At 66.1% G+C, this 25,591-nt stretch carries 27 protein-coding genes and 1 pseudogene; 15 read left to right on the top strand and 13 right to left on the bottom strand.

Going from position 1 to position 25,591, the window contains the following annotated elements:
• Positions 1-23: 23 nt before the first annotated feature.
• The 5 genes from LH19_RS11485 to LH19_RS11505 all read right to left on the bottom strand — a co-directional run bounded on the left by LH19_RS11485 (position 24) and on the right by LH19_RS11505 (position 3,381).
• Positions 24-698 (bottom strand): SRPBCC family protein, encoded by a 675-nt coding sequence (locus tag LH19_RS11485; RefSeq protein WP_234716154.1) that lies wholly within the window; start codon positions 696-698, stop codon positions 24-26.
• A gap of 228 nt (positions 699-926) precedes the next feature.
• On the bottom strand, positions 927-1,583 hold the full coding sequence (locus tag LH19_RS11490; protein WP_054728031.1) for a DUF6766 family protein: 657 nt from the start codon (positions 1,581-1,583) through the stop codon (positions 927-929).
• Positions 1,564-2,238 carry a PRC-barrel domain-containing protein gene (locus LH19_RS11495; RefSeq protein ID WP_322787410.1) on the bottom strand — a complete coding sequence of 225 codons (675 nt, stop codon included), beginning with the start codon at positions 2,236-2,238 and terminating at the stop codon, positions 1,564-1,566. The genes LH19_RS11490 and LH19_RS11495 overlap by 20 nt, the downstream gene beginning before the upstream one ends.
• 199 nt (positions 2,239-2,437) lie before the next feature.
• On the bottom strand, positions 2,438-2,635 hold the full coding sequence (locus tag LH19_RS11500; protein ID WP_054728032.1) for a hypothetical protein: 198 nt from the start codon (positions 2,633-2,635) through the stop codon (positions 2,438-2,440).
• Positions 2,632-3,381 (bottom strand): Crp/Fnr family transcriptional regulator, encoded by a 750-nt coding sequence (locus tag LH19_RS11505; protein WP_054728034.1) that lies wholly within the window; start codon positions 3,379-3,381, stop codon positions 2,632-2,634. The genes LH19_RS11500 and LH19_RS11505 overlap by 4 nt, the downstream gene beginning before the upstream one ends.
• A 396-nt stretch (positions 3,382-3,777) precedes the next feature.
• On the opposite strand from LH19_RS11505, the pseudogene LH19_RS11510 reads away from it, so the two are divergent.
• The 8 genes and pseudogenes from LH19_RS11510 to LH19_RS11545 all read left to right on the top strand — a co-directional run.
• Positions 3,778-5,853, top strand: a pseudogene (locus tag LH19_RS11510) (catalase); the annotation flags it as partial.
• Positions 5,854-5,972: 119 nt separating this feature from the next.
• Positions 5,973-7,091, top strand: a complete 1,119-nt coding sequence (locus LH19_RS11515) for a glycoside hydrolase family 130 protein (RefSeq protein WP_054728037.1) — start codon at positions 5,973-5,975, stop codon at positions 7,089-7,091.
• Positions 7,084-9,306 (top strand): hypothetical protein, encoded by a 2,223-nt coding sequence (locus LH19_RS11520; protein ID WP_234716155.1) that lies wholly within the window; start codon positions 7,084-7,086, stop codon positions 9,304-9,306. Before LH19_RS11515 ends, LH19_RS11520 begins: the two co-directional genes overlap by 8 nt.
• Before the next feature lie 130 nt (positions 9,307-9,436).
• Positions 9,437-9,724, top strand: a complete 288-nt coding sequence (locus tag LH19_RS11525; RefSeq protein WP_137892512.1) for a hypothetical protein — start codon at positions 9,437-9,439, stop codon at positions 9,722-9,724.
• Positions 9,725-9,734: 10 nt separating this feature from the next.
• Positions 9,735-10,058: a hypothetical protein gene (locus LH19_RS11530; RefSeq protein WP_054728041.1), complete on the top strand. Its 324-nt coding sequence runs from the start codon at positions 9,735-9,737 to the stop codon at positions 10,056-10,058.
• A complete protein-coding gene (locus tag LH19_RS11535; RefSeq protein WP_054728043.1) occupies positions 10,055-10,810 on the top strand; it encodes an SDR family oxidoreductase in 756 nt (251 codons plus the stop codon). The genes LH19_RS11530 and LH19_RS11535 overlap by 4 nt, the downstream gene beginning before the upstream one ends.
• A 20-nt stretch (positions 10,811-10,830) precedes the next feature.
• On the top strand, positions 10,831-11,409 hold the full coding sequence (locus tag LH19_RS11540; protein WP_054728045.1) for a hemerythrin domain-containing protein: 579 nt from the start codon (positions 10,831-10,833) through the stop codon (positions 11,407-11,409).
• A 121-nt stretch (positions 11,410-11,530) separates the two neighbouring features.
• Positions 11,531-11,791: a DUF6894 family protein gene (locus LH19_RS11545; protein WP_054728047.1), complete on the top strand. Its 261-nt coding sequence runs from the start codon at positions 11,531-11,533 to the stop codon at positions 11,789-11,791.
• 12 nt (positions 11,792-11,803) lie between these two features.
• Here the strand turns inward: LH19_RS11545 and LH19_RS11550 are convergent, their stop codons facing one another.
• Complete coding sequence (locus LH19_RS11550) at positions 11,804-13,111, bottom strand: glycoside hydrolase family 130 protein (RefSeq protein WP_054728049.1); 1,308 nt, start codon at positions 13,109-13,111, stop codon at positions 11,804-11,806.
• Entirely contained in the window at positions 13,065-15,413 is a 2,349-nt protein-coding gene (locus LH19_RS11555) for a glycosyltransferase family 4 protein (protein ID WP_082395606.1), read from the bottom strand. Before LH19_RS11555 ends, LH19_RS11550 begins: the two co-directional genes overlap by 47 nt.
• A gap of 383 nt (positions 15,414-15,796) precedes the next feature.
• Between LH19_RS11555 and cphA the strand changes: the two genes are divergently transcribed.
• From cphA to LH19_RS11570, 3 genes are read left to right on the top strand one after another with little or no spacing between them, the layout of a single operon-like run.
• Complete coding sequence (cphA, locus tag LH19_RS11560) at positions 15,797-18,526, top strand: cyanophycin synthetase (protein WP_201258434.1); 2,730 nt, start codon at positions 15,797-15,799, stop codon at positions 18,524-18,526.
• A complete protein-coding gene (locus tag LH19_RS11565; protein WP_054728050.1) occupies positions 18,519-19,382 on the top strand; it encodes an isoaspartyl peptidase/L-asparaginase family protein in 864 nt (287 codons plus the stop codon). Before cphA ends, LH19_RS11565 begins: the two co-directional genes overlap by 8 nt.
• A complete protein-coding gene (locus LH19_RS11570) occupies positions 19,372-20,163 on the top strand; it encodes a cyanophycinase (RefSeq protein ID WP_054728052.1) in 792 nt (263 codons plus the stop codon). Before LH19_RS11565 ends, LH19_RS11570 begins: the two co-directional genes overlap by 11 nt.
• A gap of 15 nt (positions 20,164-20,178) precedes the next feature.
• On the opposite strand, the gene gntA is transcribed toward LH19_RS11570, so the two are convergent.
• Complete coding sequence (gntA, locus tag LH19_RS11575) at positions 20,179-20,865, bottom strand: guanitoxin biosynthesis heme-dependent pre-guanitoxin N-hydroxylase GntA (RefSeq protein ID WP_054728054.1); 687 nt, start codon at positions 20,863-20,865, stop codon at positions 20,179-20,181.
• 683 nt (positions 20,866-21,548) lie between these two features.
• Here gntA and LH19_RS11580 point away from each other — a divergent pair.
• On the top strand, positions 21,549-21,995 hold the full coding sequence (locus LH19_RS11580) for a DUF1810 domain-containing protein (protein WP_054728056.1): 447 nt from the start codon (positions 21,549-21,551) through the stop codon (positions 21,993-21,995).
• 55 nt (positions 21,996-22,050) lie between these two features.
• Here the strand turns inward: LH19_RS11580 and LH19_RS11585 are convergent, their stop codons facing one another.
• Positions 22,051-22,506 (bottom strand): PA2169 family four-helix-bundle protein, encoded by a 456-nt coding sequence (locus tag LH19_RS11585; protein ID WP_054728057.1) that lies wholly within the window; start codon positions 22,504-22,506, stop codon positions 22,051-22,053.
• A 105-nt stretch (positions 22,507-22,611) separates the two neighbouring features.
• On the opposite strand from LH19_RS11585, the gene LH19_RS28650 reads away from it, so the two are divergent.
• Positions 22,612-23,130 (top strand): hypothetical protein, encoded by a 519-nt coding sequence (locus tag LH19_RS28650; RefSeq protein WP_145923391.1) that lies wholly within the window; start codon positions 22,612-22,614, stop codon positions 23,128-23,130.
• A gap of 2 nt (positions 23,131-23,132) precedes the next feature.
• Here the strand turns inward: LH19_RS28650 and LH19_RS11600 are convergent, their stop codons facing one another.
• Genes LH19_RS11600 through LH19_RS11610 form a run of 3 tightly spaced genes read right to left on the bottom strand, consistent with a single transcriptional unit; the run spans position 23,133 to position 23,877 of the window.
• On the bottom strand, positions 23,133-23,396 hold the full coding sequence (locus LH19_RS11600; RefSeq protein ID WP_054728064.1) for a DksA/TraR family C4-type zinc finger protein: 264 nt from the start codon (positions 23,394-23,396) through the stop codon (positions 23,133-23,135).
• 32 nt (positions 23,397-23,428) lie between these two features.
• On the bottom strand, positions 23,429-23,698 hold the full coding sequence (locus tag LH19_RS11605) for a hypothetical protein (protein ID WP_234716156.1): 270 nt from the start codon (positions 23,696-23,698) through the stop codon (positions 23,429-23,431).
• Entirely contained in the window at positions 23,698-23,877 is a 180-nt protein-coding gene (locus tag LH19_RS11610; RefSeq protein WP_054733427.1) for a DUF3606 domain-containing protein, read from the bottom strand. The genes LH19_RS11605 and LH19_RS11610 overlap by 1 nt, the downstream gene beginning before the upstream one ends.
• Positions 23,878-24,103: 226 nt before the next feature.
• On the opposite strand from LH19_RS11610, the gene LH19_RS11615 reads away from it, so the two are divergent.
• Positions 24,104-24,481, top strand: a complete 378-nt coding sequence (locus LH19_RS11615) for a hypothetical protein (protein WP_054728066.1) — start codon at positions 24,104-24,106, stop codon at positions 24,479-24,481.
• On the top strand, positions 24,481-25,002 hold the full coding sequence (locus LH19_RS11620) for an HAD family hydrolase (RefSeq protein WP_201258433.1): 522 nt from the start codon (positions 24,481-24,483) through the stop codon (positions 25,000-25,002). The genes LH19_RS11615 and LH19_RS11620 overlap by 1 nt, the downstream gene beginning before the upstream one ends.
• A 231-nt stretch (positions 25,003-25,233) precedes the next feature.
• Here the strand turns inward: LH19_RS11620 and LH19_RS11625 are convergent, their stop codons facing one another.
• Positions 25,234-25,512, bottom strand: a complete 279-nt coding sequence (locus tag LH19_RS11625) for a hypothetical protein (protein ID WP_054728068.1) — start codon at positions 25,510-25,512, stop codon at positions 25,234-25,236.
• Positions 25,513-25,591: the final 79 nt, after the last annotated feature.

Here is a 25,591-nt window from a genome sequence, read left to right on the forward strand (position 1 = left end):
GTGATTGTGCTGCGGTTCGGCGTTCAGATGTGCGGCTCGGCAGGGCTCTCGGCGCCTCGCGCGGAGGGCGAGGCATTGGTCGTCACTTCGCCCGTTTCCATAAGCTGCTTGAAACGGTGAAGGTCGCGCCGCGCCTGCACTTCGGGCTCGCGCTGAAGGAGCTTGGCGGCGAGGCGCCCGACCTTCCCGGCGGGCGGGTCATAGGCGAGGATCAGGCTGACATAGGTGCCTCGCCCCGCCGGCGCGTCGGTGAAGCGCACCTCGCCGCTGTTCGCGATGTCGGAGGCCGGCGTACTTTGCCAGTAGATCGATGTGTCCTCGACGCGCTCGGTGATGCGGTTGACCAGTGTCACCTCGCGCCCGGCGGGCGCCTTGATCGTCCACTGCGAGACATCGTCGCCGAGGTCGTCGACCGCGACCACATTCTCCATGAAGTCGGGAAAGCGTTCGGGCGTCCATGCCGCATAGAGCTCGGCGCGTGGGCGATTGATCAGCACCGACTTGCCGAACATCGTGCGGGAGGAGGCTTTGTCGAGCGTCCAATGCGGCGCGTCGGTCGCGATTGTTTCTTCCTGCCCTCGGCTCTCGCGGTGCCGACGGCGCTGCCAGAGCGCCGCGCCGGTTGCGAGCACGGCGATGCCCGCGCCAGCGGCGGCGAGAATCAGCGGATCGGGAAGGTCATTCTTGGATCTGGACATGGATCATCTCCCGCCCGGGCAGAGGCCGGGCGTCATCTGGGGAGCGTCGGCGGGGCCGGCGCCGGTCGGGGGAAGCGGCCCCGACTTCGGGGCGATGAACGACTGACGCCCGTCCGCTGCGATCGTTCCGCGGTTCGAGGATTAAATCGGCGCTCCGAGCGCCCAGCGAGACAGGCACCGGGGCAGCGGGGCCGTAACGCCCACGCCGGTTCGCTCGGCCATTCGCCGTCACGATCCCGTCTCCGCGTGCGGAGCGGCGACGGGCTTCGATTCGGGCGACTCTTTCTGACGAAGGAAGATCGACAAGAGCACCAGAACGGCGGTCGACAGAAATTCGCTCTGCCAATTCTGGAAGGATTCGAACCAGAGGCCGGGGTCGCCGAGATAGGCGAAGGTGGAAAGGGCGATTTCGCCATGCTCGCGCGCGTCCTCGGCGGCCGCGCGCGCGCTCTGCGTCCAGTGGAGGATGAAGGAGGCAAGAAACAGCATCGCGAGCACCAGCCCCAGCGACCGAGCATAGAGAGCGCGCGCGAGACGACCCTTGCGCAGCACCGCAGGGGCACCGGGCTTGCGCGCCTGCGCGGCAAGATCGGCGTCGCGTAGCGGCGCGTCGGGACCCCGCGATTCCGACGAGCCACGCTGAACGAGCATCGCCGTCAGCACGACATAGGCCGACATCTGGAGAAACTCGCTCTCCCAGTTTTCGAACACCGAGGACAGGAATTGCGGACTGCCGCCGTAGGCCCAGGGCGACAGACCGGGCTGATGGTGCCGCGCAGCGTCCGCGAGCGCGACATGCCACCCCGTTACCCAGTGGCCGACGATCGACGCTGCGAACAGCAGCAGCAGCACGACGGTGAGACCATTATCCCTGAGCCGCGTCATGGGCCACTTCCTTTCCGGCGCCCCGCGGCCCCTCGCCCGCCGCCGCCGCGGGGGCGAGCAACGCCTCCGTGGCGACCTGTCCGCGTGGGGGCCGCGCAGGCCAAGCGGCGCCGTCGAGCGTATCGCGCTTCTCATATTCCGCCGCGCTCATCAGCAGCACGAGCCCGTCGGCATGACAGTCGAGCATCGCCGCCGGTACCGCGCGCAGCGTCTCGTCGATGCCGCCGAGCCCGCCGCTCGCGACGACGACATAAGAGAGGCATCCGCTTTCGCATTCGATCATCGCATCGACCGCCTGGCCGACAACTTCGCCGCGGATATCGCTCACCGGAAGACCGCCTAGCGCACTCGCGGCGAAGAGCGAGGGCGAGGCCGCGATCCGGCTTCGCTTCGCGGCACGCCGCGCGCCATCCTCATAGCCGCGCTGGCGGCCGAGCCATCGCCATATTCCGACGAGATTGACGAGCGTCAGGAACAGGTTCGTCGCAAGAAGATTGGTCTGGCCCGATGTGAACCCGACGACCGACCAGGCGAGCGAGCCCAAAGTGAACACGACGAAGCCCGAGCCGGTCACGCGCGCGCCGAGATTGGCTGCCGTCATCATCGCCGCGATCATCGTCGCGGCAGGCGCAATCAGTCCGGCGGCCTCTTCCACGTGCGGCTTCTCCTCGGTCGGCAGCGCCCGCTGGCGTCGCTCCCGGCAGAACCCGCCGCCGTATCACCGCGTTCCCCCGGACGGCGGCGATACAACATCGATCAATGCGTTTATCGGCGCCGCGCGCTGTGCGTCGGCTCCCTGGCGCCAAATCGGCGACGGCCCCGTCGCCCCCGTACGGGAGCGATCAGGCGATCCTTCAGGACCGCTTGGCCGCGAGCTGTTCTTCCGCTCGCTTCGCCGCCTCGATGAGGCTTTCGCCCGTACTGCGCGCCGCCGCCGCGGTCATCGTCACCGCGACGCCGTCGGGGCCATCGAGGAGAACCAGGCCATCTTCCGCGGTGGCGACCCCCGCTTCCGTCTCGGGCGGCTGGGGGGAAGACAAATCACCGGTCATCGGCGGGGCCTCTGGTCTGGGAGCGGCGGAGATGCGGGATCGTCGATATAGAGATAGGCGGGATCGAACTGGCCGCGCCGCGCCAGCTTCGCGGCATCGAGAATCTCGACCTTGCCGTTGCGGAACGTACAAAGCCCTTCCTCGCGAAGATGGCGTACGACCCGGTTCACATGCACGGTCGTCAGGCCGCAGATCTCGGCGACATCGGCCTGCGTCAGTCCGAGCGTGAACTGACGCCCGTCGCTCAGCCCCGCCGACTGGAGACGCACATTGGTCTCGCAGAAGAAATGCGCGACGCGGCCGATGGCATCGAGGCGGCCGAGCCGGAAGAGCCATGCACGGTGGATTGCGGCATCGAGCAAGGTCGCGAACCAGAGCTTGCGCGTCAGCTCGGGCATTTCCTCGGTGATCGCGTCGAGCTCGACATGCGGGACGATCGCGATCGTCGCCGGGGTCATCGTACCGACATCATGGTCGAGGTGTTTCAGCGGGTAGGCGTGGAGGTCGACAAAGTCGCCCGGCAGGTGGATCGCGACAAGCTGGCGAAGACCGTCCCGGTCATCGAGATAGCGCGACATGATGCCCTCGACGAGGAGCGTGCTCTGGTCGAGCCATTCGCCGGCGCGCGCGATGATCTTGCGGGCCTCGACGGTCGAAGTGGTGCTGATGGCGGCTTCGAGGCGCGCGCGCTCGCCGGCCTCGAGGCTTACCCCGCGACGGTCTTTCAAGAAGCGATCGGTTAACATCACTGACGTTCCCTGTTTCGTCCGAAATGCATGAGCGGGCCTGCTCGACTGCGAACATTCCGAAAGCCCGGCAACCCCTCACAAGGAAGCGGAATCGTCATGATCGAGGTTAATCGCAAACCCGGTGCAGCAACTTTCAAAGCGCGAACTCGTTCCATCGCCGGGTCCGGAGGGCGTGCTTGCACGCCCGCGGACCGCGTTCCGCCCAACTGCTGCGCCCGTTCAGACAAAGCGAGATCCGACATGGCCAAATCCCCCACCGCCCCCTCTTCCACCCGCGCGGACGCCGCGAAGCCGAAGCCGCGCCGTGGGCAGAGCGCCGCTGCGATTGCAGGAAAGGACATAGGCGGAGAGTCCCCGCGCAAGGCACCGCTCTTTCCGGCCGATGCGCCGATCATGCAGAGCTACGGCGAGGATCGTGGCACCGGCGGCGAGACGCATCAGGCGGGCGCCGGCCATGCGCCGCTCACCACCCAGCATGGCGTACCGGTCGCCGACGACCAGAACAGCCTCAAGCAGGGCGCGCGCGGCCCGACGCTGCTCGAGGATTTCCATTTCCGCGAGAAAATCTTCCATTTCGACCATGAGCGTATCCCCGAGCGCGTCGTTCATGCACGCGGCTATGGCGCGCACGGCTATTTCGAGCTCACCGACAGCCTCGCCGACGTCAGCCGCGCCGACATCTTCCAGCGCGTCGGCGAGCGCACGCCCGCCTTCGTGCGCTTCTCGACCGTCGCGGGTTCGAAAGGCTCGTTCGACCTCGCACGCGACGTGCGCGGCTTTGCAGTCAAGCTCTACACCAAGGAAGGCAATTGGGATCTCGTCGGCAACAATATCCCGGTCTTCTTCATCCAGGATGCGATGAAATTCCCCGACCTCGTCCATTCGGTGAAGCCCGAGCCCGACCGAGCCTTCCCGCAGGCGCAATCGGCCCACGACAATTTCTGGGATTTCGTGAGCCTGATGCCCGAGAGCTTCCACATGATCATGTGGGTGATGTCTGACCGCGCGATCCCCCGCTCCTTCCGCACGATGGAAGGCTTCGGCGTCCACACCTTCCGCCTCGTCGACGCCAAGGGCAAATCGACCTTCGTCAAATTCCACTGGAAGCCCAAGCAGGGCCTCCAGTCTGTAGTGTGGAACGAGGCGGTCAAGATCAATGGCGCCGATCCCGATTTCCATCGCCGCGACCTCTGGGATGCAATCAACAGCGGCGACTTTCCCGAATGGGAACTCGGTGTCCAGCTTTTCGACGACGCCTTCGCGGACAAGTTCGAATTCGACGTCCTCGACGCGACCAAGCTCATCCCCGAGGAGCAGGTACCGATCCGCACCGTCGGCCGCCTCGTTCTCGACCGCGTCGTCGACAATTTCTTCGCCGAAACCGAGCAGGTCGCCTTCTGCACCCAGAACATCGTCCCCGGCATCGATTTCTCGAACGATCCGCTGCTCCAGGGCCGCAATTTCTCCTATCTCGACACGCAGATCAAAAGGCTCGGCGGCCCCAATTTCACCCATATCCCGATCAATGCGCCCAAATGCCCGATGGCGCATTTCCAGCAGGACGGTCATATGGAGATGCGAAACCCCGTCGGCCGCGCCAATTACGAGCCGAACAGCTGGGGACCGACGGACGGCGGCCCGCGCGAGGATCCCGCGCGCGGCTTTGCGAGCTTCCCCGAAGAGGCCGAAGGCGCCAAGCGGCGCATCCGCCCCGAGAGCTTCGCCGACCACTATAGCCAGGCGCGGCAATTCTTCGTGAGCCAGACCCCGATCGAGCAGAAGCATATCGGCGACGCGCTTGTCTTCGAGCTGTCGAAGGTCGAACGCCCCGACATTCGCGCCCGCACCGTATCGCATCTCCTCCATATCGACCGCAGCCTCGCAGCCACGGTTGCCGATGGCCTGGGGCTGCCGCTTCCGGCGCCCGCCAAGGCCGCAACAAAGCCGCTCGCCGACCTTCCCCCTTCCCGGCCGCTCAGTATCCTGCTCAACGGCCCGGCGAGCTTCGCCGGACGCAAGCTAGGAATCCTCGCGACCGACGGCGCGGATGCGCGGGTCTTCAAGGCGCTGACCAAGGCGGTCGACGCCGCCGGCGCTGTCTGGGAACTCGTTGCACCGAAGATCGGCGGGATCACGCTCTCGGACGGCACGAGCGTCGCGGGCCGGCACAAGATCGACGGCGGGCCGTCGGTGCTGTTCGACGCGGTCGCGCTTCTCCCGAGCGACGACGGGGCGGCGCTGCTCGCAGGCGATGCGGCGGCCAAGGACTTCGTCAGCGACGCCTTCGCGCATTGCAAATTTATCGGACATGGCGCCGAAGCGGCGCCGCTCTTCGCGGCCGCCGGCCTCGCCGACAAGCTCGACGACGCCTGCATCGCGCTGGCCAAACCTGGCGATGTCACCGCCTTCCTCGATGCCTGCGTAACGCTTCGGCACTGGCCGCGTGAAGCCGGCGTCGACCTCGACGCAAAAAGCGGAACGAAGGAGGCGGCCGAGACATCGGCATCGCGCAAGGCGGTATCCGCTCCGGCAGCGAAACCGGCTTCCAAGCCGGCACGCTGACCGGCCTGCGCGAAGGAGCGGTACCCATGCAATTCGCTACCGATCGGCTGGTCTTCGGCCCCGACGATGTCGATCTGTCGCGCTCGCCGCTCGCGGGTCAGCTCGGCCGCGAGACCTATGTGCTCGGGGCCTTCAACCCGGGCCTGCTCCGCCTCGCCTCGGGCAATCTCCTGATGATGGTGCGCGTCGCCGAGGCGCTCCGGGTCCCGATCGAGGATGGTCATGTCCATTCGATCCGGTGGGAGGCTGGGCGCTACAAGGTCGATAGCTGGCCGCTCGAGCTTTGCGATACGTCGGATCCCAGAAAGTTCATGGTGCACGGCGGTAGCTGGCGGATCATGGCACTAACCTCGCTTTCGTGGCTGCTTCCCGTCGAGCTCTCGCCCGACGGGCTCGAGATCGTTGCCGTCCATTACGACAAGGCTGTCGATCCGGGCGCGGATTTCCAATGCTATGGCGTCGAGGACGCGCGCATCAGCCGGGTCGGAAGGCGCTGGTTGATGACCACCTGTTCGGTGAGCCCCGAGCGCCACTCGACGACGCTCTACAGTTCGGCGAACGGCCTCGACTGGGTCTTCGAGGGGATCGTTCTCGATCATCAGAACAAGGACATGCTGATCTTCGAGGGCCTGATCGACGGCCGCTACTGGGCGCAGACGCGGCCGCTCGGCGATCTCTATTTCGCCTATCCGCCGGGATCGAAGTGGCGGGCGGGGCCCTCGATCAACCTCGCGACCTCGCCCGATGCGCTGCACTGGAAGCCTCATGAGGCCCCCGGCATCCGTCCGCATGCCGACACGGTGGCGACCGCGCGCATCGGCGGCGGTACACCGCCGATCCGTACCGACGCGGGATGGCTCACGCTCTGGCATGGGGTCGAGCCGAAAGAGATCGTCGGCATTTACCGCACCTACTGGTCGCTACTCGATCTCGACGATCCCTCGGTCGTCCTCCGCACCGATCACCGGCCGCTCCTCGAGGCGAACCCCGAGCTTACGCGTCCGCTCGAAGACAAGCTCTATATACGCGATGTCGTCTTCACGACGGGCATCACCGATGGCGGCGATCATTATATCGTCGCGTCGGGGGAAGCCGATCTTGCCTGTCGGATCACCCATGTTCCCAAGGCCTGTTTCGGTGACTGACCAACGCGTGGAGACGCGCCGCGACACGCCGCTGACGCCCGATCTCGTTCGCGTTCGCGGCGAGCTCGCGGTCGCTACTCCGATCGTCTCGCAGAGGCTCGACGACCTCTCCGTCGAACTTGCTGCGGGCGGCGAAGCGCTCTGGCTGTTCGTCCGGCGCGCCAACAGCGGCGGCGTCGCCCTCCGCGCGGCCTCGTGGCCCGGCGCGGCGAAGGTCCGCCGGGTCAAGCGCGCGGGTGGCGAGCTCGCCCGCGTGCATGTCGAAAGTGCGATCGGCGCGCATGAGGTCGCGCTCGAGGCGCGACCCGGGCCGCTCCCCTGCCTCCGCCTTGTCTCGACACTCCGCCCCTCGGCGCCACTGCTCCTTCCGCCCGGAGCGCGCGATCTCTTCCCGTTCGACGCCCAGGACGATCCAATGGGGACCCGCGGCACCGTCGAGGCGGTGCAACGCGGTCTCAACGCCGGGCTCCTCTATGGCGAACTTACCGACCCCGCCTTCGGTACCTTTTTCTATTTCCAGGATTTCACCGCGCTCAATCCCTATTTCCAGGCGACTGGCACCAATCCGGATGCCGCGGTGGGAGGCATCTGGCCGGGGCTGGGCTTCCGCCTTCCCGGCCAGACGCTCCACACGGCCGACGAAGCCGCGCCGCTGGCGCCCGGGATCACTTATACGCTGAGCGATGCGAGGCTCGTCGTCCGCGACGGCTCTCCGGCAGACGAGCGCGACAGCGCGCGGCGATTTCTCCAGATGCTGGGCGCCGTCTATCGCTCGCTGTCCCTGCCGCCGACCGAATATCGCGACTGGCGGCAGAGGGTCGCGCGGACGGCGCGGCATCTCGGCGCCGCGCCGGAGGCGACCGTGCGCCATTATGGTCATCGGTACGTGCACCCTTATACGGATGCCGAATATCCGGACGCCATGGTCCAGATGTCGATCGTGCAGGCGCTGCACGACTGGGGGAAATGGCGCGGCGAGGTTCATCCCCTCGAGGAAGAGTTCAAGGCGGGCCTCGGCAAATTCTACGACCGGAAGCTCGAGACGCTGCGGCGCTATCTGCCCAATGCCGGTGACGACAAGGATGCCGACGCTGTCGACAGCTGGTATCTCTACCACCCGCTGCTGAACCTCGGAAAACTCGCACTCGATGGCGACCCGAAGGCGCGGCGGCTGTTTCTGAAATCGCTTCCTTATGCCATCCGCGCAGCGCGGCATTTCACTTACAAATGGCCGATCCAGTACAAGATCACCGATTTCTCGGTCATCACCGAAACCGCCGGAGCCGACGGGCGCGGCCAGACCGATGTCGGCGGCATCTATGCCTGGGTGATGCTCGAGGCGTTCGAGCTCACCGACGAGAAGCTGTATCTCGACGAGGCGTGCGCCGCGATCGACACCGCGGTCGGTCTGGGTTTCGACATCAATTATCAAGCCAACCTCACCGCCTGGGGGGCTGCCGCCTGCATGAGATTGTGGCGGGTCACCGGCCGGGACGTCTACCGCGAGCAGAGCTATGTCTATCTCGCGAGCTTCTTTCATCACACCGAGATCTGGGAAAGCGAGATCGGCCTCGCCGTCCATCACCGCAACTTTCTGGGCGCCACCTGTCTGCAGGACGCACCCTATATGGCGATCTACGAATGTTTCGACAGCTTCGCCGCTTTCGAACATTATCTTGCCGACAGCGGACCCGATCTCGAGCCTGCGGCGCGCATGCTGATTTCGGAATATTGCCGCTATGCGCTCGATCGGGCCTGGTTTTATTATCCCGACGCCCTGCCCGCCGAGGCCGTCTCGGACGAACAGCGCCCCGGTAACGGGCGCATCGACCCCACCCTCTCCTTCCCGGTCGAGGATCTTTATGCCGACGGTCAGCCCGCGGGCCAGGTGGGGCAGGAAGTCTATGGCGCCGGGGCCGCGTTCATCTTCGCGACCCGCGCCTTTCACCGCGTCGACGGCGCGCCGTTCGACCTTTATTGCGATCATTTCGTCCGTGCCCTCGAGCGCATGGCGCCAGCGCGGCTCTCGCTTCGCCTCGACGGCGGCGAAGGCTGCACGGCCCGGCTCAGCTTCGTCCGGAAGAGCCGGGGCGAGCTTCCCGCGATACGCGTCGCCGCGGCGGACGGCGATGCGATCCGGCCCGACGGGAACAGCGGCGACCGCCTCGATTTCCTCGTTCCGGCGAATGGCAGCCTCCTTCTCAGCTGGAACTGAGGCGTCCGCCACGCACGGCCGGTACAAACAGCGCAACATTTGTTAATCGGTGCGGCGCCGCGGCAACTTTGAGCCCGCCCCCCCGTTGCCCTTTCAGCCTCCCGGATTTTCTCTCAAGCTGGAGACAGACATGGCACACGCAATGACGGCGCCCCGCCGCTCGTCGGGGTTCGGAAAAATTCTCGGTATCGGTGTCCTCGGGGCGCTGTTCTGGTTCACGCGCAAGCAGGCGCCGGCCGATGCGAAGGACGACGGCCATTCGGCCGCCTTCGCCGATGGCGAGACGCATCCCGAAAATTTCGATCAGACCCGCTCGGCGGGACCGGACGGCATGCGCGACGAGGTAAGGCGTGAGTGGGACCGCGTCGACCAGGCCGCCGACGAATCCTTCCCGAGCAGCGATCCGCCAGCTTACTGAGGGGCTGACGATGAACGCTCCCGTCACCGGCCAAGTCGCGGCAGGAACATCGGACGGCCCGGCGCCCGCACGCAAGCCGACGCTCATGCTGCACTATGACGAAGATCATATCGGCCTCGAGAAGCGCCTCCTTTTCGAGGCGGCGAGCCCCGCAAGCGCGCTCGATATCGCTGCCGGCGAAGCGGCAGGCCGCTCCGCACGGCTGTTCGTCGACGGCGCGCCGCTCTGCAGCCTGCTCAAGGCCGACGATGACAATCCCTACTGGATTGTCGCCGCGCCGACAGCGCGAACGAGAGCCGATCCCGTCTCCGCGACCTTCGAGGAAAAGCCATGATCGATGAAGCCGACGCGCACACCGAGGCCCCCGACATCAAGGGCCGGCGGGCGATCATAACCGGGGGCACGACCGGGATCGGCCGCGCGATCGCGGTCCTCCTCGCAAGCTACGGCGTGAAGGTGTTCGTCTGCGGCCGTACCCCCGAACATCTGGACGATGCGCTGCAGCGCATCCGCGAAGTGGGCGAATGCGACGGGATCAACGTCGATCTTTCAATGGCGGAAGACGTCGACCGGTTTTTCGAGGCAGCGCGAGGCTTTCTCGGCGAAATCGACATCGCGGTGATCAACGCCGCCGTCCCGGCGGCGGCGCTTGCCGACGCAGGCGAGAGTGAGGCGCGCTACCAGCTCGAGACCGACTTCACCGCCTATCTCGTCTGCGCCCAGGAAGCGGCGCGCTGCATGTCGGCGGGCAGCGACATCATTATGATCGGATCGATGACCGCGGTGTCGCGCGGTCCGGGCAGCTCGATCTACGTCGCGGCGAAAAGCGGCATACAGGGCTTCGTCCAGTCGTTCCGCAAGGAGCTGGCGGAGCAGGATATCAAGGTCGGACTGATCGAGCCCGGGTTTACCGGTGCCGACTTCCAATATCCCGAATTCCCGCCCGAGAAGCAGAAGGAACTGATCGGCAAGCATCAGATGCTTCGCGCCGAGGACATCGCGGTCGCGGCCCACTTCATGCTCGTTCAGCCGCGACGCACCGCGGTATCGCTCATCCGCGTCGAGACCCGCCTCGACCATCCCTGACCTTCCGAAGGAGCCTTCCCATGTCCCTCAACATTTTCGCCAACGCGCGCCAGCCGCTGGGCAACCCGGCCTTTCTGCTCGGTGCGGCCGCGGCGGGATTTGCCGTCGGCCTCGTCGCCAACCTCGGCCGAAAGGCCGCGGTGCAGAGCCTCACCGCGCTCAAGGGACAATGGGACGAGGGCCTCAAGGCCGAACACCGGTTAACGATGACGCTGTTCGACGCACTCGAGGCGACCGACGAAAGCGACGTCAAAAAGCGAAAGGCGCTGCTCGTCCAGCTCCAGCACGCGCTCGCCAAACATGCGTTCGAAGAGGAGAATGTCGTTTATCCGGCGATGCGCGACCATGGCCAGATCGAGGACGCCGACAAGCTCGTTCACGACCATGGCTATGTGAAGCAATATCTTTTCGACCTCTTGGAAATGGACGCCGCCGACCCCGCCTGGATCGCCAAGGTCCGCGAATTTCGCTCCGAGATCGAAGCGCATGTCGAGGAGGAGGAGCAGCGCCTCTTCCCCCGCCTCAGGGCGGCGCTCGGCGCCGATGGCAACAAACATGTGACCACGGTGATGAACAAGGCTGGATTTGCCGCCGCCTGAGCGCCATAGGCGGGCATGAGACCCGCCCGATCGGCATGTGTCGTGGTGCAGTGACGAAGGGGCGGTGGCCGGATCGAAACCCTAGGCAGACTTGTGAGTTGCCGAAGGTGGGAGAAGTTGGATGCCCCGTTATTATTTCCACAGCAGCAGCGGCCAGCGCGAGCTCGACGATGAAGGCGTCGATCTGCCCGACACGGCCGCAGCAAGGGTCGAGGCGGCCCGCTATGCGGGGCACCTCCTCGGCGACAATCCCGAACTCATCAACGATGTCGATACGCTCCGGATCGAGGTGACCGACGAGGATGGCTGCCTGTGTTGCGCCGTGCTCGTCGCGTCGGTCGACGCCAGGCGGAAGATCGAGCGCCCCGCGCCCTTCAAATAAGGCGCCCGGCCTCTAACGCATGCTCGCGAGCAGCCGCTCGATCGGCGTCGTCGCAAAACCGATCGCGCTGTCCGAAATCCCGTAAGGGATGAACAGGTCCCCGCCGACGCGCATCGCGCCACAGGTATAGACCACATTCGGCACATAGCCCTCGCGGTCACTCTCGGCAGCCGATAGGATCGGGCACTCGGTGCGCGCGATGAGTTTGGTCGGATCGTCGCGGTCGAGCAAGGCCGCGCCAAGGCTGTATTTGCGCATCGCACCGACGCCATGCGTGAGAAGGATCCAGCCCTCGTCGCATTCGATCGGGCTGCCGCAATTGCCCATCTGGATGAGCTCCCACGCATAGGCGGGACGCATGAGGATTTGTCCCTCGTCGTCCCAGTCGGTGAGACTGTCCGACGCGATGATGGTGATGTTCTTGCCGTCCTGCCGCGCGATCATGAGATAACGGCCGCCGACCTTGCGCGGAAACAGCGCCATGCCCTTGTGGCGCGCGGCGCGGCCCGACAGAGGCTCGAGCGAGAATCCCGAGAAATCGGTCGTGCGCAGGAGTTCCGAGCGGATCGCCTGCCCCGAATAAGCGGTATAGGTGCCGATATATTCCGTGCGGCCATCGTCGTGGACGAAGGGCACGAGGCGCAGATCCTCGATGCCGCCGCGCTGCGCCTCGGTCATCGGAAAGAGAACGCTGTTCGAGATCGCACTGTCGGGCTGGCGGTGGACACTCACCTTGCCGTCATCGCCAAGCCGATGGCGGTCGTCGGCAACCGCCGCCATCGCGGGTCCCGACTGGGGCCAAAGCGTGAAGTCGCCGCCCTCGCCGATGATCCCCTCGCGGAAGGCGACCGAGCTGATATGGCCCTCGCCGACCGCGCGCATCGACATGAGAAAGCGTTGCTGGTCGGCGGCAAGCCCGCTCTGGTCGGGATGCGGGACGACGCTCGGGTTCATGAGCGCGGCGGCGGCATAGCTATATTCGTGGCAGAAATAGGCGCCGATCAGCCGCCGCTTGACCGGCGAGACGATGGCGGGATCGAGCTCCAGATCTTCCGCGACCTCGGCGAAGCGTTCGTCGAAGATCCGCCCGATCTGCCAGTGGCGCTCGGAAAAATCCTTCCACACGAGGCCGAGCTGTGCCTCGGCCTCCTCCTCGTCCATCGCCAATATGTCGGCGGCGAGCTGCGCCGCCCGCGATGGTTCGGACACATTGGACTGCCAGGCGAGGTGGAAGGGCCTGAGCACGACCCGCGCGGGGTCGGCCGCAAGCTTCTCATGAAGAATGTGCAGCGGCGTGTGGTTCGGATTGCAGATCAACATCGCTGGCGCTGGTGTCCTTCGCTATCCCCCGCGTCCAGAATGTATCGGCCATCGCGCGGTGCGCAAGGTGAAAAGCCAGCGCGGTCTCGGCCCCGACATTCGAATTGACCCCGTGACGGGTCAGCCCGTCGCAGCAGCGCCCCGTTGCCGAGCTCGCTATCACCGCGCCGCGGTCGTTCGCGCCGAGAAACCAGCCATAGGCCCGCTCGGCCCGGTCATGCCAGCGCAGCTTGCCCGTCAAGCGGTAGGCGGTCGCGGCGGCATCGACCGTCGCCCAGGCTTCGAGCGGCTGTTGATCGAACGGAAAAAGCTCACCCTCGGCGCCGAAGCCTTCGCAACCCATCGGACGGAAATGCCCCTCGCTGCTCGTCTGGATGTCGCAGAGCCAGTCGAGCGCCCCGATGCCAGCCTCTTCCATCGGAACGGAATCCGTCCGCCGCCCGGCGCGCAGGAGCGCCTCGGCGAGACGCGCATTGTCATAGGCGAGAGCGGGTTCGAACCACTCCCAGCCGCTCCGCCGCGCGCTGCGCCAGAGCGCGTGCAGGAAGGCGCCGCCGCGCTCGACGATCGCGCCTGCCGCGGCATGCCCCGTCTCGCGCGCCAGGAGTTCGTCGGCTCCGAGAAGTGCGAACGCGATCGCGCGCGGACTTTTGAGGTCGGCCGCCAAGGGGGCGGTGCGCGCAAATAGTCCCGCGCACCAGGCGCGGAGTTCCGGCGTGCGCGCGTGCGCTGCGCCATGGCCGAGCGCCCAGAGCGTGCGCCCGTTGCTGTCTTCAGACCCTTCATCCTCGAGCCAGCGCCGGTCATAGGCCATGAAGTTGCGGAAGCGCCCGCGATCGGGGTTCCAGCCATGGTGAAGGAAGGCGGCGTAGCGCGCGAAGAGCAGGCCATATTCCTCCTCGCCGAGCGACGGGCTCGCATTGACGAGCATCAGCGCGCGCGCATTGTCGTCGATGCAATAGCCGTGATTCCGGTCGGGAATAAGCCCCGTCCCGTGCTGCAATATGCCGACATCGTCCGAGAGCGCGCGGATCGCGGCGAAGGAGGGGAACATCCGCCGGGGCTCGCGCCGCGCCGGCACGGCCGCGACGTTTTCGATCAGCGATGCAAAGCGCGCCGCGATGACCGGCCAGGCGGTAGACCGGCCGCGCGCATAGGCGCGCTCCTGGAGCGCGCGCCGTTCGCCGGGGTGCGCGAGCAACAGCAACACCGCCTCGGCGATCGCGTCGCTGTCGGCCCCGCCGAGCAGGATGCCCACGTCATCGGCGAGCAGTTCGCGCGCATGCACGAAGGGCGTCGATACGACCGCGCGGCCGAGCGCCACCGCATAGGCGAGCGTACCCGAGGTGATCTGCGCGAGATTGGGATAGGGCGCGAGATAGATATCGCATAGCTCGATCTGTTCGAGGAGTTCGGGCAGGTCGAGAAAGCGGTTCTCCCAGGCGATATTGTCCGCGACGCCGAGCTCCCCGGCGAGGTCGGCAAGGCTCTGCCGATAGGCTTCGCCCTCGGCAGCGACGAGATTGGGATGGGTGGCGCCGACGATCCGATAGAGAATGTCGGGATATTGGGCGGCAATCGCCGGCAGCGCGCGGATGGCCGCTTCCAGCCCCTTGCCCGGCCCGAGGAGGCCGAAGGTCGAGACGACCGGACGGCCCGCAAGGCCGAGCCGCTCGCGAAGCGGCGAACATGCCTCGAAGGCCCGGTCGGGGGTGCCATGCTCGATCAGCTCGATACGCTCTGCCTTCGCGCCATAGATGCGGATCAGCGTCTCGCGGCCGAAGGCGCTCATCACGACGAGCTTCGCCGCCTTCGCGACGAGATGCTCCATCACGCGCCGCTGGTCGGCGCTCGGCTCGGCGAGGATGGTATGGAAGGTGACGATCAGCGGCGCCGCAACGCGGTCGACGAGCCCCAGTATCATGTCGCCTGCGGGACCCCCGAAAATCCCGAACTCATGCTGGAGCCAGACCGCGTCGGCACCGCTTGCGTTGATCGCCTCCGCGGCAGCGCGATATCCATCGGCATCTTTCTCATCGATGCCAGCAACGGCTGCGGAATCGCTCGCATCGCCCGGCCTGGCTGCCATCGCATAGACATCGATCGCCATGTCGGGACGCGCGGTCGTCAGATGGTCGTAAATGTCGGCGGTGAAGGTCGCGATCCCGCACTGGCGCGGCCGGAAACAGCCGATGAGCGCGAGGCGCCGGGCGCGCGCGGCAATACCGGCAACGGGCCCGCCGTGGCGGCTCTCTTCATTGTCGAATGCGGTAAGGAAGCTGGTCTCGCTGTCGAATTTCATCGTTGTGCCTTCTGTCCGGTCCCCCCGAATGAAGAACAGGCGCGCGCATCGACCTTGCCCTTCTTCCCCTCGAGACGGGATTCAGTGGAGAACGGTCGAGCCCGAAGGGCGCGCCCCGCTCTGGCAGGAGATGCGTCATCGCCTGCTTCCCCAACGCGCCCCCGCGCGTGCAGTTGCCGACCCGCCGGCAACAATCGCCATGATCCAGGTTAACTCCGGCAACCGGGCCCAGCCGCTCGCGTTGGCAGCTGCAGGACCCAACCCAAGGACAAGCATGCCGCGCTTCCCCTCTCCCCTCCCGGCCCCATCTTTTCGCGCGCCCCGGCTCGAACCGCGCCCCTCGACCGCGGCAACCGGTCGCTGCCCCCTGCAAGGCCGGCGCATTGAGTTCCGCCCAGCTGCGCGTGCTCGAACGCTCGGTCTATAACGGCCCCAACCTCTACAGCCGGCGTCCGATGATCCGGATCCGCGTCGATCTCGGGATCCTCGACGATTATCCGAGCGACCGCCTCCCGGGTTTCGACAATGCCCTGCAATCGCTACTTCCCGGCCTCGTGGACCATGGCTGCAGCTATGGCGCGCCTGGCGGCTTTCTCCGCCGGCTCGCCGACGGAACCCGCCTCGGCCATATCATCGAACATGTGGCGATCGAGCTGCAGACCAGCGCCGGGGCCGCGGTCACGAGGGGCAAGACGCGCAGGGTGCGCGGCAAGCCGGGCCAATATGATATTCTCTACTGCTACGCCGATGCGCCGAGCGGCTTAGCCGCCGGGCGGGCAGCCATAGAACTCGTGAACGCGCTGCTTCCGACTGCGATGCAGGGTGCCGAAGGGCTCGATCGTATCTCCCCGGAGCTCGACGGCAGAGCGACCGATACAGACACGAGGGTGAGCGCGCTTCGAGCGATCGTCCGCAAGAACGGGCTCGGCCCCAGCACCGCGGCGCTTGTCGCCGAAGCGCGGCGCCGGCATATCCCCGTCCTGCGGCTCGACAAGGCAAGCCTCATCCAGCTCGGCACCGGCCACCGCCAGCGCCGCATTCGGGCGAGCGTGACCGGCGCGACATCGCTGATCGGCGCCGAACTCGCCGCGAACAAGCAGGCGGCGAAAGAGATGCTCACGAGCATCGGTATCCCCGTACCGCGCGGCGAACTCGTGCGGACGGTGTCGGAGGCGGAACGCGCTGCCGCGAAGCTCGGCTGGCCGGTCGTTGTAAAACCGCTCGACGGCAATCAGGGCCGCGGTGTCACCACGAGCGTCGCCGACGATGGAACTCTTTGCGACGCCTTCGAGCGAGCGCAAGCCATCGCACCGCGTGTCATCGTCGAGCAGCAGCTCGTCGGAGCCGATCACCGCATTCTCGTCGTCGGCACAGCCGTGGTCGCGGTCGCCGAGCGCGTCGCCGCGCATGTGGCCGGCGATGGCAGGAACAGCATCGCGGATCTGATCGAGGCGGTTAACAACGATCCACGCCGCGGTGTCGCGCATGAGGCCGTTCTCACCCGGATCCGCATCGACGCCGCGCTCGAGGCCTTTCTCGCCGAGGCGAACTTCACTCTCGCGAGCGTGCCCAAGGCAGGCGAGATCGTGACGCTCCGCGGCGCCGCCAACCTCTCGACCGGCGGGAGCGCGATCGACCGGACCGATGTCATTCATCCCGAAAATGCGGCGATCGCAATCGACGCCGCCGCCGCGCTCGGACTCGACGTCGCCGGCATCGACATGATCGTCCCCGATATCGCGCAAAGCGTCCGTGCGTCGGGGGGCGGCATCGTCGAAGTAAATGCCGCGCCCGGGCTTCGCATGCATCTTGCTCCATCGGAAGGGACGCCGCGCGACGTTGCGCGGCCGATCATCGCCTCGCTCTTTCCGAAAGGCCAAAAGAGCCGTATCCCCATCTTCGCGGTGACCGGAACGAACGGCAAGACGACGACGGTGCGCATGCTCGCGCGAATCCTGGAACACCATGGCCTCACGACCGGCTTCACCTGTACCTCGGGCGTCTATGTCGGCGAGACCCGCAGCGCCGGGGGCGACGCGAGCGGTCCCAAGAGCGCGCGCATGCTGCTGCGCCACCCCCGCGTCGAAGCGGCGGTTCTCGAGACCGCGCGCGGCGGGATGTTGCGTGAGGGGCTCGCCTTCGACGCGTGCGACGTGGGGGCAGTCCTTAATGTCACGCCCGACCATCTCGGCCTCAAGGGCATCGAGACGCTCGCCGACCTGGCGCGCGTCAAAGCGATCGTTGCCCGCAACGTCAAAAAGAGCGGCGCGTGCGTTCTCAACGCCGCCGACCCGCTCACCGTGCGGATGGCACGCCGGGCCCGCGGACGGATCGTCTGGTTCACCGGCGGAGCGGTAGCGGCTGCGTTGGCACCGATCCAAGCGCATCTCGAGAGCGGCGGACTGGCGGTAAGCTGCGAGCGCGGAACGCTCATGCTGCACCGGGGCAGCGAATCCATGCCGATAATTCCCATCGCGAATATTCCGGCGACGCTGAACGGGACGGCCCGGTTCAATGTCGAGAATGCCGCCGCGGCCGCCGCGATGGCCGCCGCCTATGGGATTGCTCCGGGTATGATCGCCTCAGGCCTCGCATCCTTTCGTCCAAGCTTCGAGGATTCGCCGGGGCGTCTCAGCCTTGCCGAGGCGCACGGGGTGCGGATCGTCGTCGATTATGCCCATAACCGCGCCGCGCTCATCGCGCTCGCCGAGTTGATCGGCTCGATGCGCGGCGACAGCAATGTCCGTGTGATCGGAATGATCGGCATCCCGGGGGACCGGCGCGATTGCGATCTCGTCGATATCGGCGCTCTCTCGGGCGGGATGTTCGATGTCCTGATGCTGCGCGAGAATGTTGACCTCAGGGGACGCCCACCCGGCGAAGCCAATGCCTTGATGCGCAAGGGCGCCCTCGCTGCGGGGCTCGATGCGGCCGCGATCGGTATGCACAATGGTGAGTATGACGCTGCCTCGGCTTGCCTTGCGGCCGCGCGCCCCGGCGATATCGTCGTGCTCACGCCGACCGACGTCGACGGAATATGGAGGATCGTCGAAGCCTGGGCGGCGAGCGCCGGTCCTGAGGACGCCCGGTTGCTGGAGGCGGCGCATGGCTGACGGACGTTGGGCGATCACGGTCCACGGCGGAGCGTGCCGGATCCCTGCTGCACTCGAGGCGCCGCGCCGCGAGGGGTGCGTGGCAGCCTTGGAAGCCGGCAGGATGATATTGGAGCGCGGCGGCAGCGCGCTCGACGCGGTAAAGACCGCGGTCTGCCTGCTTGAGGATGATCCGCTGTTCAACGCGGGCCGGGGATCGGTGGCGAATGCAGACGGCGAGGTCGAGATGGACGCGGGTATCATGGATGGCGCCACCCTCGACGTCGGGGCGGTTGCTTGCGTGCGGTTCCTCTACAATCCCGTCGAAGCGGCGCATGCCATGCTTCGCGAGCCGTCCGTGCTCCTCGTCGGTGCCGGCGCCGAGGCGTTCGCACGATCGAGCGGTATCGCGGAATCCATGGAAGCCATGCGCCCGGCGACAGCGGGCGAGAGCGACCATGATACGGTCGGCTGCGTTGCGCGCGACCGGGCGGGACATGTTGCCGCGGCGACATCGACCGGCGGACTGGCGGGCACGCTCGCCGGGCGCGTCGGCGACGCACCGCTTCCCGGCTGCGGCTTCTATGCCGAAGACGGCATCGGCGCGGTGTCGCTTTCGGGAGACGGCGAGGCGATCGCACGGACGCTGCTTGCCGCGCGCGTGATGCGCGCGCTCGAGACAACGGGCGCCAGCGCGGCGGCTACAACGATTTACGAGCCTATGGCCCGCCTCGGAGCCGAGGCGGGCGTCATCCTTCTCGACCGCGACGGCGCGATCGGCATCGCGCACAACAGTCCGCATTTCGCCGCCGCCTATGCCCGCGAAGGAATGTCCGCGGTTTCCGACATCGTCTGGAAGGATCACCATGCCCTTTAATCGCGGCCCCCTTTTCGTGATCGGCGGCCATGAAGACAAGGATGGCAGCCGCAAGATACTCGGTGCCATCGCTGCTGAGCTGGGCCAAGGCACGCTCGTCATTGCCACTATCGCCAGCGCGAAGCGCGATGGATATTTTGAGGCCTATTGCGAGGGCTTTGCGCCGCTTGGGATCGGTCGGCTCATCGAGCTTTACCTCGACGATCGGGATCAAGCCCGGGATCCCGCGCGTGTACGGATCATCGACCAGGCCGAAGGTATCTTCTTCACCGGCGGCGACCAGTCGCGCCTCATGAGCCTGACCGGAGATACGCCGATTGAGGCGGCCATTCACGCGCTCCACGATCGCGGGGGACTTATCGCGGGAACGTCGGCGGGAGCCTCGGCGCAGGGCGAAACGATGCTCGTCGGCGGAAGCGGTGAAGAGACGCCGCGCATCGACGATATCGAACTGGCGCCGGGGCTTGGCCTCATCCCCGACTGCATCATCGACCAGCATTTCGCGGAGCGCGGGCGCATCGGGCGGCTTCTCGGCGCGGTCAGCCGTCGTCCCGACTTTCTCGGAATCGGGATCGACGAGGACACCGCGCTGCGGATCGAGGCCGGCACCGCGCAGGTGATCGGAAGCGGCGGCGTCACGATCGTCGACGCGTCGCAGGCGAGCCGTTCCACTGCGGCGGGCGCGTCGACCGGCGGCATCGTGTCGCTTCACGGCGCGACGCTTCACGCGCTTCGCGATGGGGAGAGTTTCGACCTGGCGCCGCGCCGCCCGGCAAAATAGGCTGCGCAGAGGCGCTCAGGGCGCCGCGTTACGTCCGGAGAAGGGACACCGCCAATCGGGTCCGACAGCCCGCCCCGAATATTGTCGTGCCTCCGACACATCGCCGTGACGGGCAAGCATGGGGTTCGCGTTGCCGGCGAGGGCGACGTCGCGTGCGATGATCTTGCTGCGCATCCTCTCATAGACGTCGGTCTCGCGGAGCTTCTCGAACTGGTCGTGCAGGTTGAACACCAGCGCGGGGCGTTCGAAGCGGCGAGCGGGACGGCTGGCTCGGGGGTGGAGCCCGACGACGAAAAAGGCCTCGCCGCCGAAGCTGAGCGAGAAATGCGGATCATCAGGGCTGTGACTGACGCGTGGATCTGGCGGCTGGCCCGCCCAGTCGTCTTTCCGGCTCAGCGAGTCGATACGCTCCCACAGGCATGTCTCGAACGCTTCCTCGTCGAGCCCGCCATCCTCCTCGAAGATCACCACGAGGGAATGGAAGAGGCTCGGCGAGCGCGCATAACTCCACGCAAGATCGAGGAGATTGGGGTAGATGCGCAAATCGTCCCAGGCCGAGCGCATGTCGCGGCCGACGACGAAGCGGATCTGGCTTCGCGCCAGTGCAGACTTCGCTCCCACGCAGGGAAACTCCGGGGCGCGGATGAAGGTCTGGAAGCGTTGAGCCAGAGGATGGGAGCTGTCGTCGGTTGGCGGTAGCATGTTGCTGAAACCGCCCCCTCTCGCCGCGGTTGCAGCAGGTTAACCTGAGTTGCGTCGATTCCGCCGACGACGCCTCGCCGGCCCGCAAGCTGTCGACAAGCGGCCGGCATGGAGATGGATTCATATTGGACGAAGTTGCGCGACACAGGCTGGCCCAGCCGCTACGGCGAGCTATGCTTGCTCTGCATCGGGCGAGAGAGCGCGCGATGCCGAGTTGTAAAAAGCTTCTTCATAAGGTTTGAGCCGCGCACGCTGCCTTCGGACAATCCGCTGCCTCCGAGCGATTTGGAGGCCTTGGCCCAGTCGGCCGTGCCGAAGTAATCTACGCTGCCTGACGAGCTGGAAAATACGGCGCGCCGGGCTCTCCCGCAGGGATGCAAGGAGCCCGGCGGCGACCGGGGCCGTATGGCGGGCGATTTTGCACGCCGCGGCCCTGATTGCGTGCCGCACCGGAGCGGTTAGCGACCGGCGCGGCTTTCCGCACATGACTGCGGCCGACCCGTGATCGCCGCGGCGCCCGTGCTTGGTCGGAACGAGAGGAAGCGGCCAAAGTTCCTCCGCCCGCCGCAAGTTGCGGGGTCGCGCCTTGACCCGACTCGTGCCCGTCCAGCAAGGCGTCTGCGCTGCCAAGGGGGGCAGCGGCCACGGGGCCGTTGGCGCATGATGCGCGAGGGAGCGACGAGATGAGTTATGAAGCAGCGCTCGAGCGCTTCGTCGAGGCGCAGGAGCCGGTTTACGCTCGCGCCCTCGAAGAAATCAGACGCGGAGAGAAGCGCAGTCACTGGATGTGGTTCATCTTTCCGCAGATCGCGGGCCTCGGGCGCAGTGCGATGGCGCAACGCTTCGCCATCGCCTCGCTTGGCGAGGCACAGGCCTATCTCGATCATCCGCTCCTCGGCCCGCGCTACATCGCCTGCGTCGAGGCGCTACAGGATCTCGGCAGCAGCGATCCCCTCCCGGTGTTCGGCCATACCGACGCGCGCAAGCTTCAATCCTCGCTCACCTTATTCGAAGCGGCGAGCGGCGAGCCGATCATTACCGCCGCACTCGACCGCTGGTTTGCCGGCGCACGCGATGCCAGGACGCTTGACCTGCTTGCTGCCGGCGCTGCCGACATCCACTCAAAATGAAGGCGGCTCCGGTTTCCCGGAGCCGCCGTCTTTCAGTCCACTGAAGGAAAAGAACTCAGCTTGCGCCGAGCCCGTGTTCCAGCGCCGAGATCTGGTCATGACCCTGCCGCACCGAAGCATAGCCGCTTTCGATGAGCTGACGGACAGAAGGGTCGAGATCGGCATCGCCGAGCGCGCTTTCGAACTTCGACTTGATATGGTCCTCGCCGCGCTCGACTTCGGCGATGACCGCGTCGTCATCGCGCGCCCCCGTCAGCTTGTCGCGGAGGCCAAGAAAGGCGCGGTGCGCCGAGGCGAGGATCGTGCCGTCGTCTTCGGGGTTGCCGCCGAGCTCGCGCACTTTCGCCTGAAAATTCGAGACGACCTGCTGGCGCTCGCTCGCGCGGCTCAGGAAAATCTCGCGAAACTGACCTGCATTCGCTTCGTCTGCCGCCTTGCGATAGCCGTCGATGCTGTCGAGCGTCGTTGCGATTAGCGAGTTCAGGGTCGAGATGCTGTTGCTGTTGTCCATGGTATGTCCTTTCGAAGCGCCGGCCAGAGAGAGCGGCGATTGTGTGAAAAAGGCCGGGTCCCGTGAGAGCGTGGGACCCGACGAGCGGCGAAGGAGTCGCCGTGGGTGTCAGTTTCCGCTGGCGTAGCCGTTGTCGCCGCCGCGATTCTCGCCTTCGACGCGCCGATCGGCTTCCTGCTGTTCCTGCTGGCGGTTGCTGTTGTCGCTGCCCTGCTGACCTTGACCGCCCGGCTGGTCCTGCTGGCCCTGACCGGCATTCTTGCCAGCCTGCTGACCGCCGCCCTGCTGGCCGCCCTGACCGCTTTGCTGGTTCTGCTGGCCCTGGCCCATATCCTGCTTTTGCTGACCGCGATCCTGCTGAATGCCTCCAGCGTTGGTATCGCTCTGCTGACTGCCCCCCTCCTGACCCTGCTGGGCCTGCCCGCCGCGATCATGACCGGTACCGCCCTGCTGGGCCTGACGATTTTCTTGCTCATTTGCCATAATCAATCTCCTTGGGTTGGATGCCAAAGAGACGCGCACCGGAGACGCGTTGTTCCTCTGCCGTGGGACAGATTGCCCATAAACTTCGATGATCTTAACGTGAGTTATGAACCCGGCCGGCCACCGGTCCTGCAGTCGTAGGCTCAGCGGAGCTGGCTGTCCTTGCTGCCGCGACGATTGAACCCCGACTGGCGGTGATTTTTGTCGCGCAGCGTCTGGCAGGCGATGCATGTCCGGCTTCCCGGAAGCGCCTTGCGCCGTGCGTCCGGAATGCGCTCGCCGCAATCCTCGCAAAAATCGGCGCCCGATCCCTCGGCAAGACGAAGCCGTGCCAGCCTGACCGCATCGGCAACGGTATCGTCGATCTGCTCCTGCACCGCGCCGTCGCGCGCCCAGCCATTCGCCATCTCTTCAGCTTTCGCGTGGACCGAGCCAAAGCTCAGTCCGTTATCGTTTCTTCCTCGATCGCCGCATGTATCATCCGGTCGCAGATATCCGCATCGCCAACGGCGAGCATGACGGCGCTCGGCTCGCGGAGCGTGCGCAGGACCGCGAGCGCGGCGTCGCTATATTCTCCCCAGAGCGCATCGACCGCCTCGCTCGCCGAGCTCATGTCGCCCTCGGCGTTGCGGCTGAGCGCATGACCGGCAAGCACGCGTGCGACCCGCTCGAGCGGCGAGGTCATCGCCCGGTCGAAACTGCTCGCCATCAGCGGCCGGCTAGATATTCGCGGACCTTGTCGGCGGAGTTGCCGACCGCGTCGACTGCTGCACGCAGTTCCTCTTCGCTGACTCCGAGAGCCTTGGTCCAGTCGCGGACTTCATAATCTTCGCCGAGGCTGATGCGCGAGCGATCGGCGGCGCCCACATTCTGCTTGTCGTCTGCCATGGTCATTTTCCTTCGATCATACGATCTCGCAACGCACCCTCAGGCGCCGGGTTGCGTTCGCCGATGCGGGAACGAATGCGCCGCCGGGCGGTCTAGTCTCCATGGCAACGCACAAAGTCCAGAACGCGTCAAAAGCTCCTCCCCCGGCCTTCCGACCGGTCCAGCTCGCGACCAGTCGAGCCCCGACCCCATCCAGGCGCGCGCTTCGCCGTCCCCAGGTACAAAGATGAGCCGCGCGATCACCGGCTGGGAGCTTCCAGAGCAGCAGCGCGACATGCTTCTTCCACAGTTCGCGCCGCGCTATGAGACGCTTGTCACGGATCATGTCACGCTTCGCTTCGGGACCGACGAGGACACTCCCCTGCCGAGCGCGCGCACCGGCGAGGTCGTCGGCGAAGCCGACGACGGCGAAGGCGTGCAGGCGCTCGTCGTCCGCATCGACGGCACGACCGACCGCGGCGACGGCAGCCACTACCATATCACCTGGTCGCTCGGAGAAGGACGCCGGGCGAAGGAAAGCAATGATGTCATCGCGGCGCGCGGCTGGTCGCGCGTTGATCCACCGATCGAGATCGCGCTCGAGCCCGCGCGCTGGAGGTTCTGATGCAGCTTTATCTCGACTGCGACGGTGTACTTGCCGATTTCGAGCGCGGCGCGACCGAATTGCTCGGGATGCCGTCGCGCGCTTATGAGAAAAGGCACGGCATCGGCGGCTTCTGGCGCGAGATCGCGCGCCACCCCGACTTTTACGGCACCCTCCCGCTCATGCCCGATGCAATGGAGCTGTTCGCCGCGGTACGCCATCTCATGCCGGTCATCCTCACGGGCCTCCCGCGCGGCAATTGGGCCGCGCCGCAGAAGATCAAATGGGCGGCCGACCATTTCCCGGGAACGCAGATCCTCACCGTGATGGCGGTTGACAAGCGGAATCATGCGCAGGTGGGCGACATCCTTGTCGATGATCAGCTGAAGCACGCGCATCTCTGGGAGGGAGCGGGCGGCATTTTTGTCCATCACGAGGATGCAGCGACCACGATCGCGAAGCTCGACGGATTGATCCCCGATCTCATGCACCCGGGTGGGCCGAACGCCACGGAGCGAAGGCTTCGCTCCGGAGAGGATTGATCCAGGTTAAATCACGGAAAAGATTCGCCCTTCGGCAATCGCGGTGTCGGTTTTCTACAAGGCGCTTCGCGCATTTTGAGTCATGAGACGGCCATGAACTTGGCACACCGGTGAGTCGAATTGCGACCCCGACTGATTGGCGTGTGGAGGGGGGCGATGCTTGCGAAGCGAACATCGCGGAACCGGCGCGGGAAACAATTCCGCGCCGGTTTCCATATTCCCGATGCGTCGCTAGGCCGGACGCATGGCCGGCATGGCCATATCCGGGACTTCGACCATCGAACCGGAAGCACGTTCCGGCATAGCTTTGCCGACCGGCAGTAGCTGCCAGAGGCCGCCCGCCTTCGTCATGCGGGCGAGCAGTGTGTGCTCGTCCCAGAGTTCGACATGAATCCCGTCGCACTCGTTGCGGGCGACCTGGAAGGCGTGGTCGGGGCTTTCGGCCTGAAAATCGACGCGGCGCGGCGCGCGCGCGTCCGCGTCGTGAATCAAAAGATGAAAAGGGCGCATGTCATGCTCCTCGAGTGACGGGAGCGGTCCTAGGCTCTCGGCAGTCAGATCGATCGGCCAGCCGTATGCAACGGGGGAC

Origin of the sequence: Sphingopyxis macrogoltabida (assembly GCF_001314325.1) — a bacterium.
GTDB lineage: Bacteria > Pseudomonadota > Alphaproteobacteria > Sphingomonadales > Sphingomonadaceae > Sphingopyxis > Sphingopyxis macrogoltabida.

Excerpts from the sequence above, each read along its gene's own strand:
- LH19_RS11485 (WP_234716154.1), bottom strand. The coding sequence starts at position 698 with ATGTCCAGATCCAAGAATGACCTTCCCGATCCGCTGATTCTCGCCGCC.
- LH19_RS11490 (WP_054728031.1), bottom strand. The coding sequence starts at position 1,583 with ATGACGCGGCTCAGGGATAATGGTCTCACCGTCGTGCTGCTGCTGCTG.
- LH19_RS11500 (WP_054728032.1), bottom strand. The coding sequence starts at position 2,635 with ATGACCGGTGATTTGTCTTCCCCCCAGCCGCCCGAGACGGAAGCGGGG.
- LH19_RS11505 (WP_054728034.1), bottom strand. The coding sequence starts at position 3,381 with ATGTTAACCGATCGCTTCTTGAAAGACCGTCGCGGGGTAAGCCTCGAG.
- LH19_RS11515 (WP_054728037.1), top strand. The coding sequence starts at position 5,973 with ATGCAATTCGCTACCGATCGGCTGGTCTTCGGCCCCGACGATGTCGAT.
- LH19_RS11525 (WP_137892512.1), top strand. The coding sequence starts at position 9,437 with ATGGCACACGCAATGACGGCGCCCCGCCGCTCGTCGGGGTTCGGAAAA.
- LH19_RS11530 (WP_054728041.1), top strand. The coding sequence starts at position 9,735 with ATGAACGCTCCCGTCACCGGCCAAGTCGCGGCAGGAACATCGGACGGC.
- LH19_RS11535 (WP_054728043.1), top strand. The coding sequence starts at position 10,055 with ATGATCGATGAAGCCGACGCGCACACCGAGGCCCCCGACATCAAGGGC.
- LH19_RS11540 (WP_054728045.1), top strand. The coding sequence starts at position 10,831 with ATGTCCCTCAACATTTTCGCCAACGCGCGCCAGCCGCTGGGCAACCCG.
- LH19_RS11545 (WP_054728047.1), top strand. The coding sequence starts at position 11,531 with ATGCCCCGTTATTATTTCCACAGCAGCAGCGGCCAGCGCGAGCTCGAC.
- LH19_RS11550 (WP_054728049.1), bottom strand. The coding sequence starts at position 13,111 with ATGTTGATCTGCAATCCGAACCACACGCCGCTGCACATTCTTCATGAG.
- LH19_RS11555 (WP_082395606.1), bottom strand. The coding sequence starts at position 15,413 with ATGAAATTCGACAGCGAGACCAGCTTCCTTACCGCATTCGACAATGAA.
- LH19_RS11565 (WP_054728050.1), top strand. The coding sequence starts at position 18,519 with ATGGCTGACGGACGTTGGGCGATCACGGTCCACGGCGGAGCGTGCCGG.
- LH19_RS11570 (WP_054728052.1), top strand. The coding sequence starts at position 19,372 with ATGCCCTTTAATCGCGGCCCCCTTTTCGTGATCGGCGGCCATGAAGAC.
- gntA (WP_054728054.1), bottom strand. The coding sequence starts at position 20,865 with ATGCTACCGCCAACCGACGACAGCTCCCATCCTCTGGCTCAACGCTTC.
- LH19_RS11580 (WP_054728056.1), top strand. The coding sequence starts at position 21,549 with ATGAGTTATGAAGCAGCGCTCGAGCGCTTCGTCGAGGCGCAGGAGCCG.
- LH19_RS11585 (WP_054728057.1), bottom strand. The coding sequence starts at position 22,506 with ATGGACAACAGCAACAGCATCTCGACCCTGAACTCGCTAATCGCAACG.
- LH19_RS11600 (WP_054728064.1), bottom strand. The coding sequence starts at position 23,396 with ATGGCGAATGGCTGGGCGCGCGACGGCGCGGTGCAGGAGCAGATCGAC.
- LH19_RS11605 (WP_234716156.1), bottom strand. The coding sequence starts at position 23,698 with ATGGCGAGCAGTTTCGACCGGGCGATGACCTCGCCGCTCGAGCGGGTC.
- LH19_RS11610 (WP_054733427.1), bottom strand. The coding sequence starts at position 23,877 with ATGGCAGACGACAAGCAGAATGTGGGCGCCGCCGATCGCTCGCGCATC.
- LH19_RS11615 (WP_054728066.1), top strand. The coding sequence starts at position 24,104 with ATGAGCCGCGCGATCACCGGCTGGGAGCTTCCAGAGCAGCAGCGCGAC.
- LH19_RS11620 (WP_201258433.1), top strand. The coding sequence starts at position 24,481 with ATGCAGCTTTATCTCGACTGCGACGGTGTACTTGCCGATTTCGAGCGC.
- LH19_RS11625 (WP_054728068.1), bottom strand. The coding sequence starts at position 25,512 with ATGCGCCCTTTTCATCTTTTGATTCACGACGCGGACGCGCGCGCGCCG.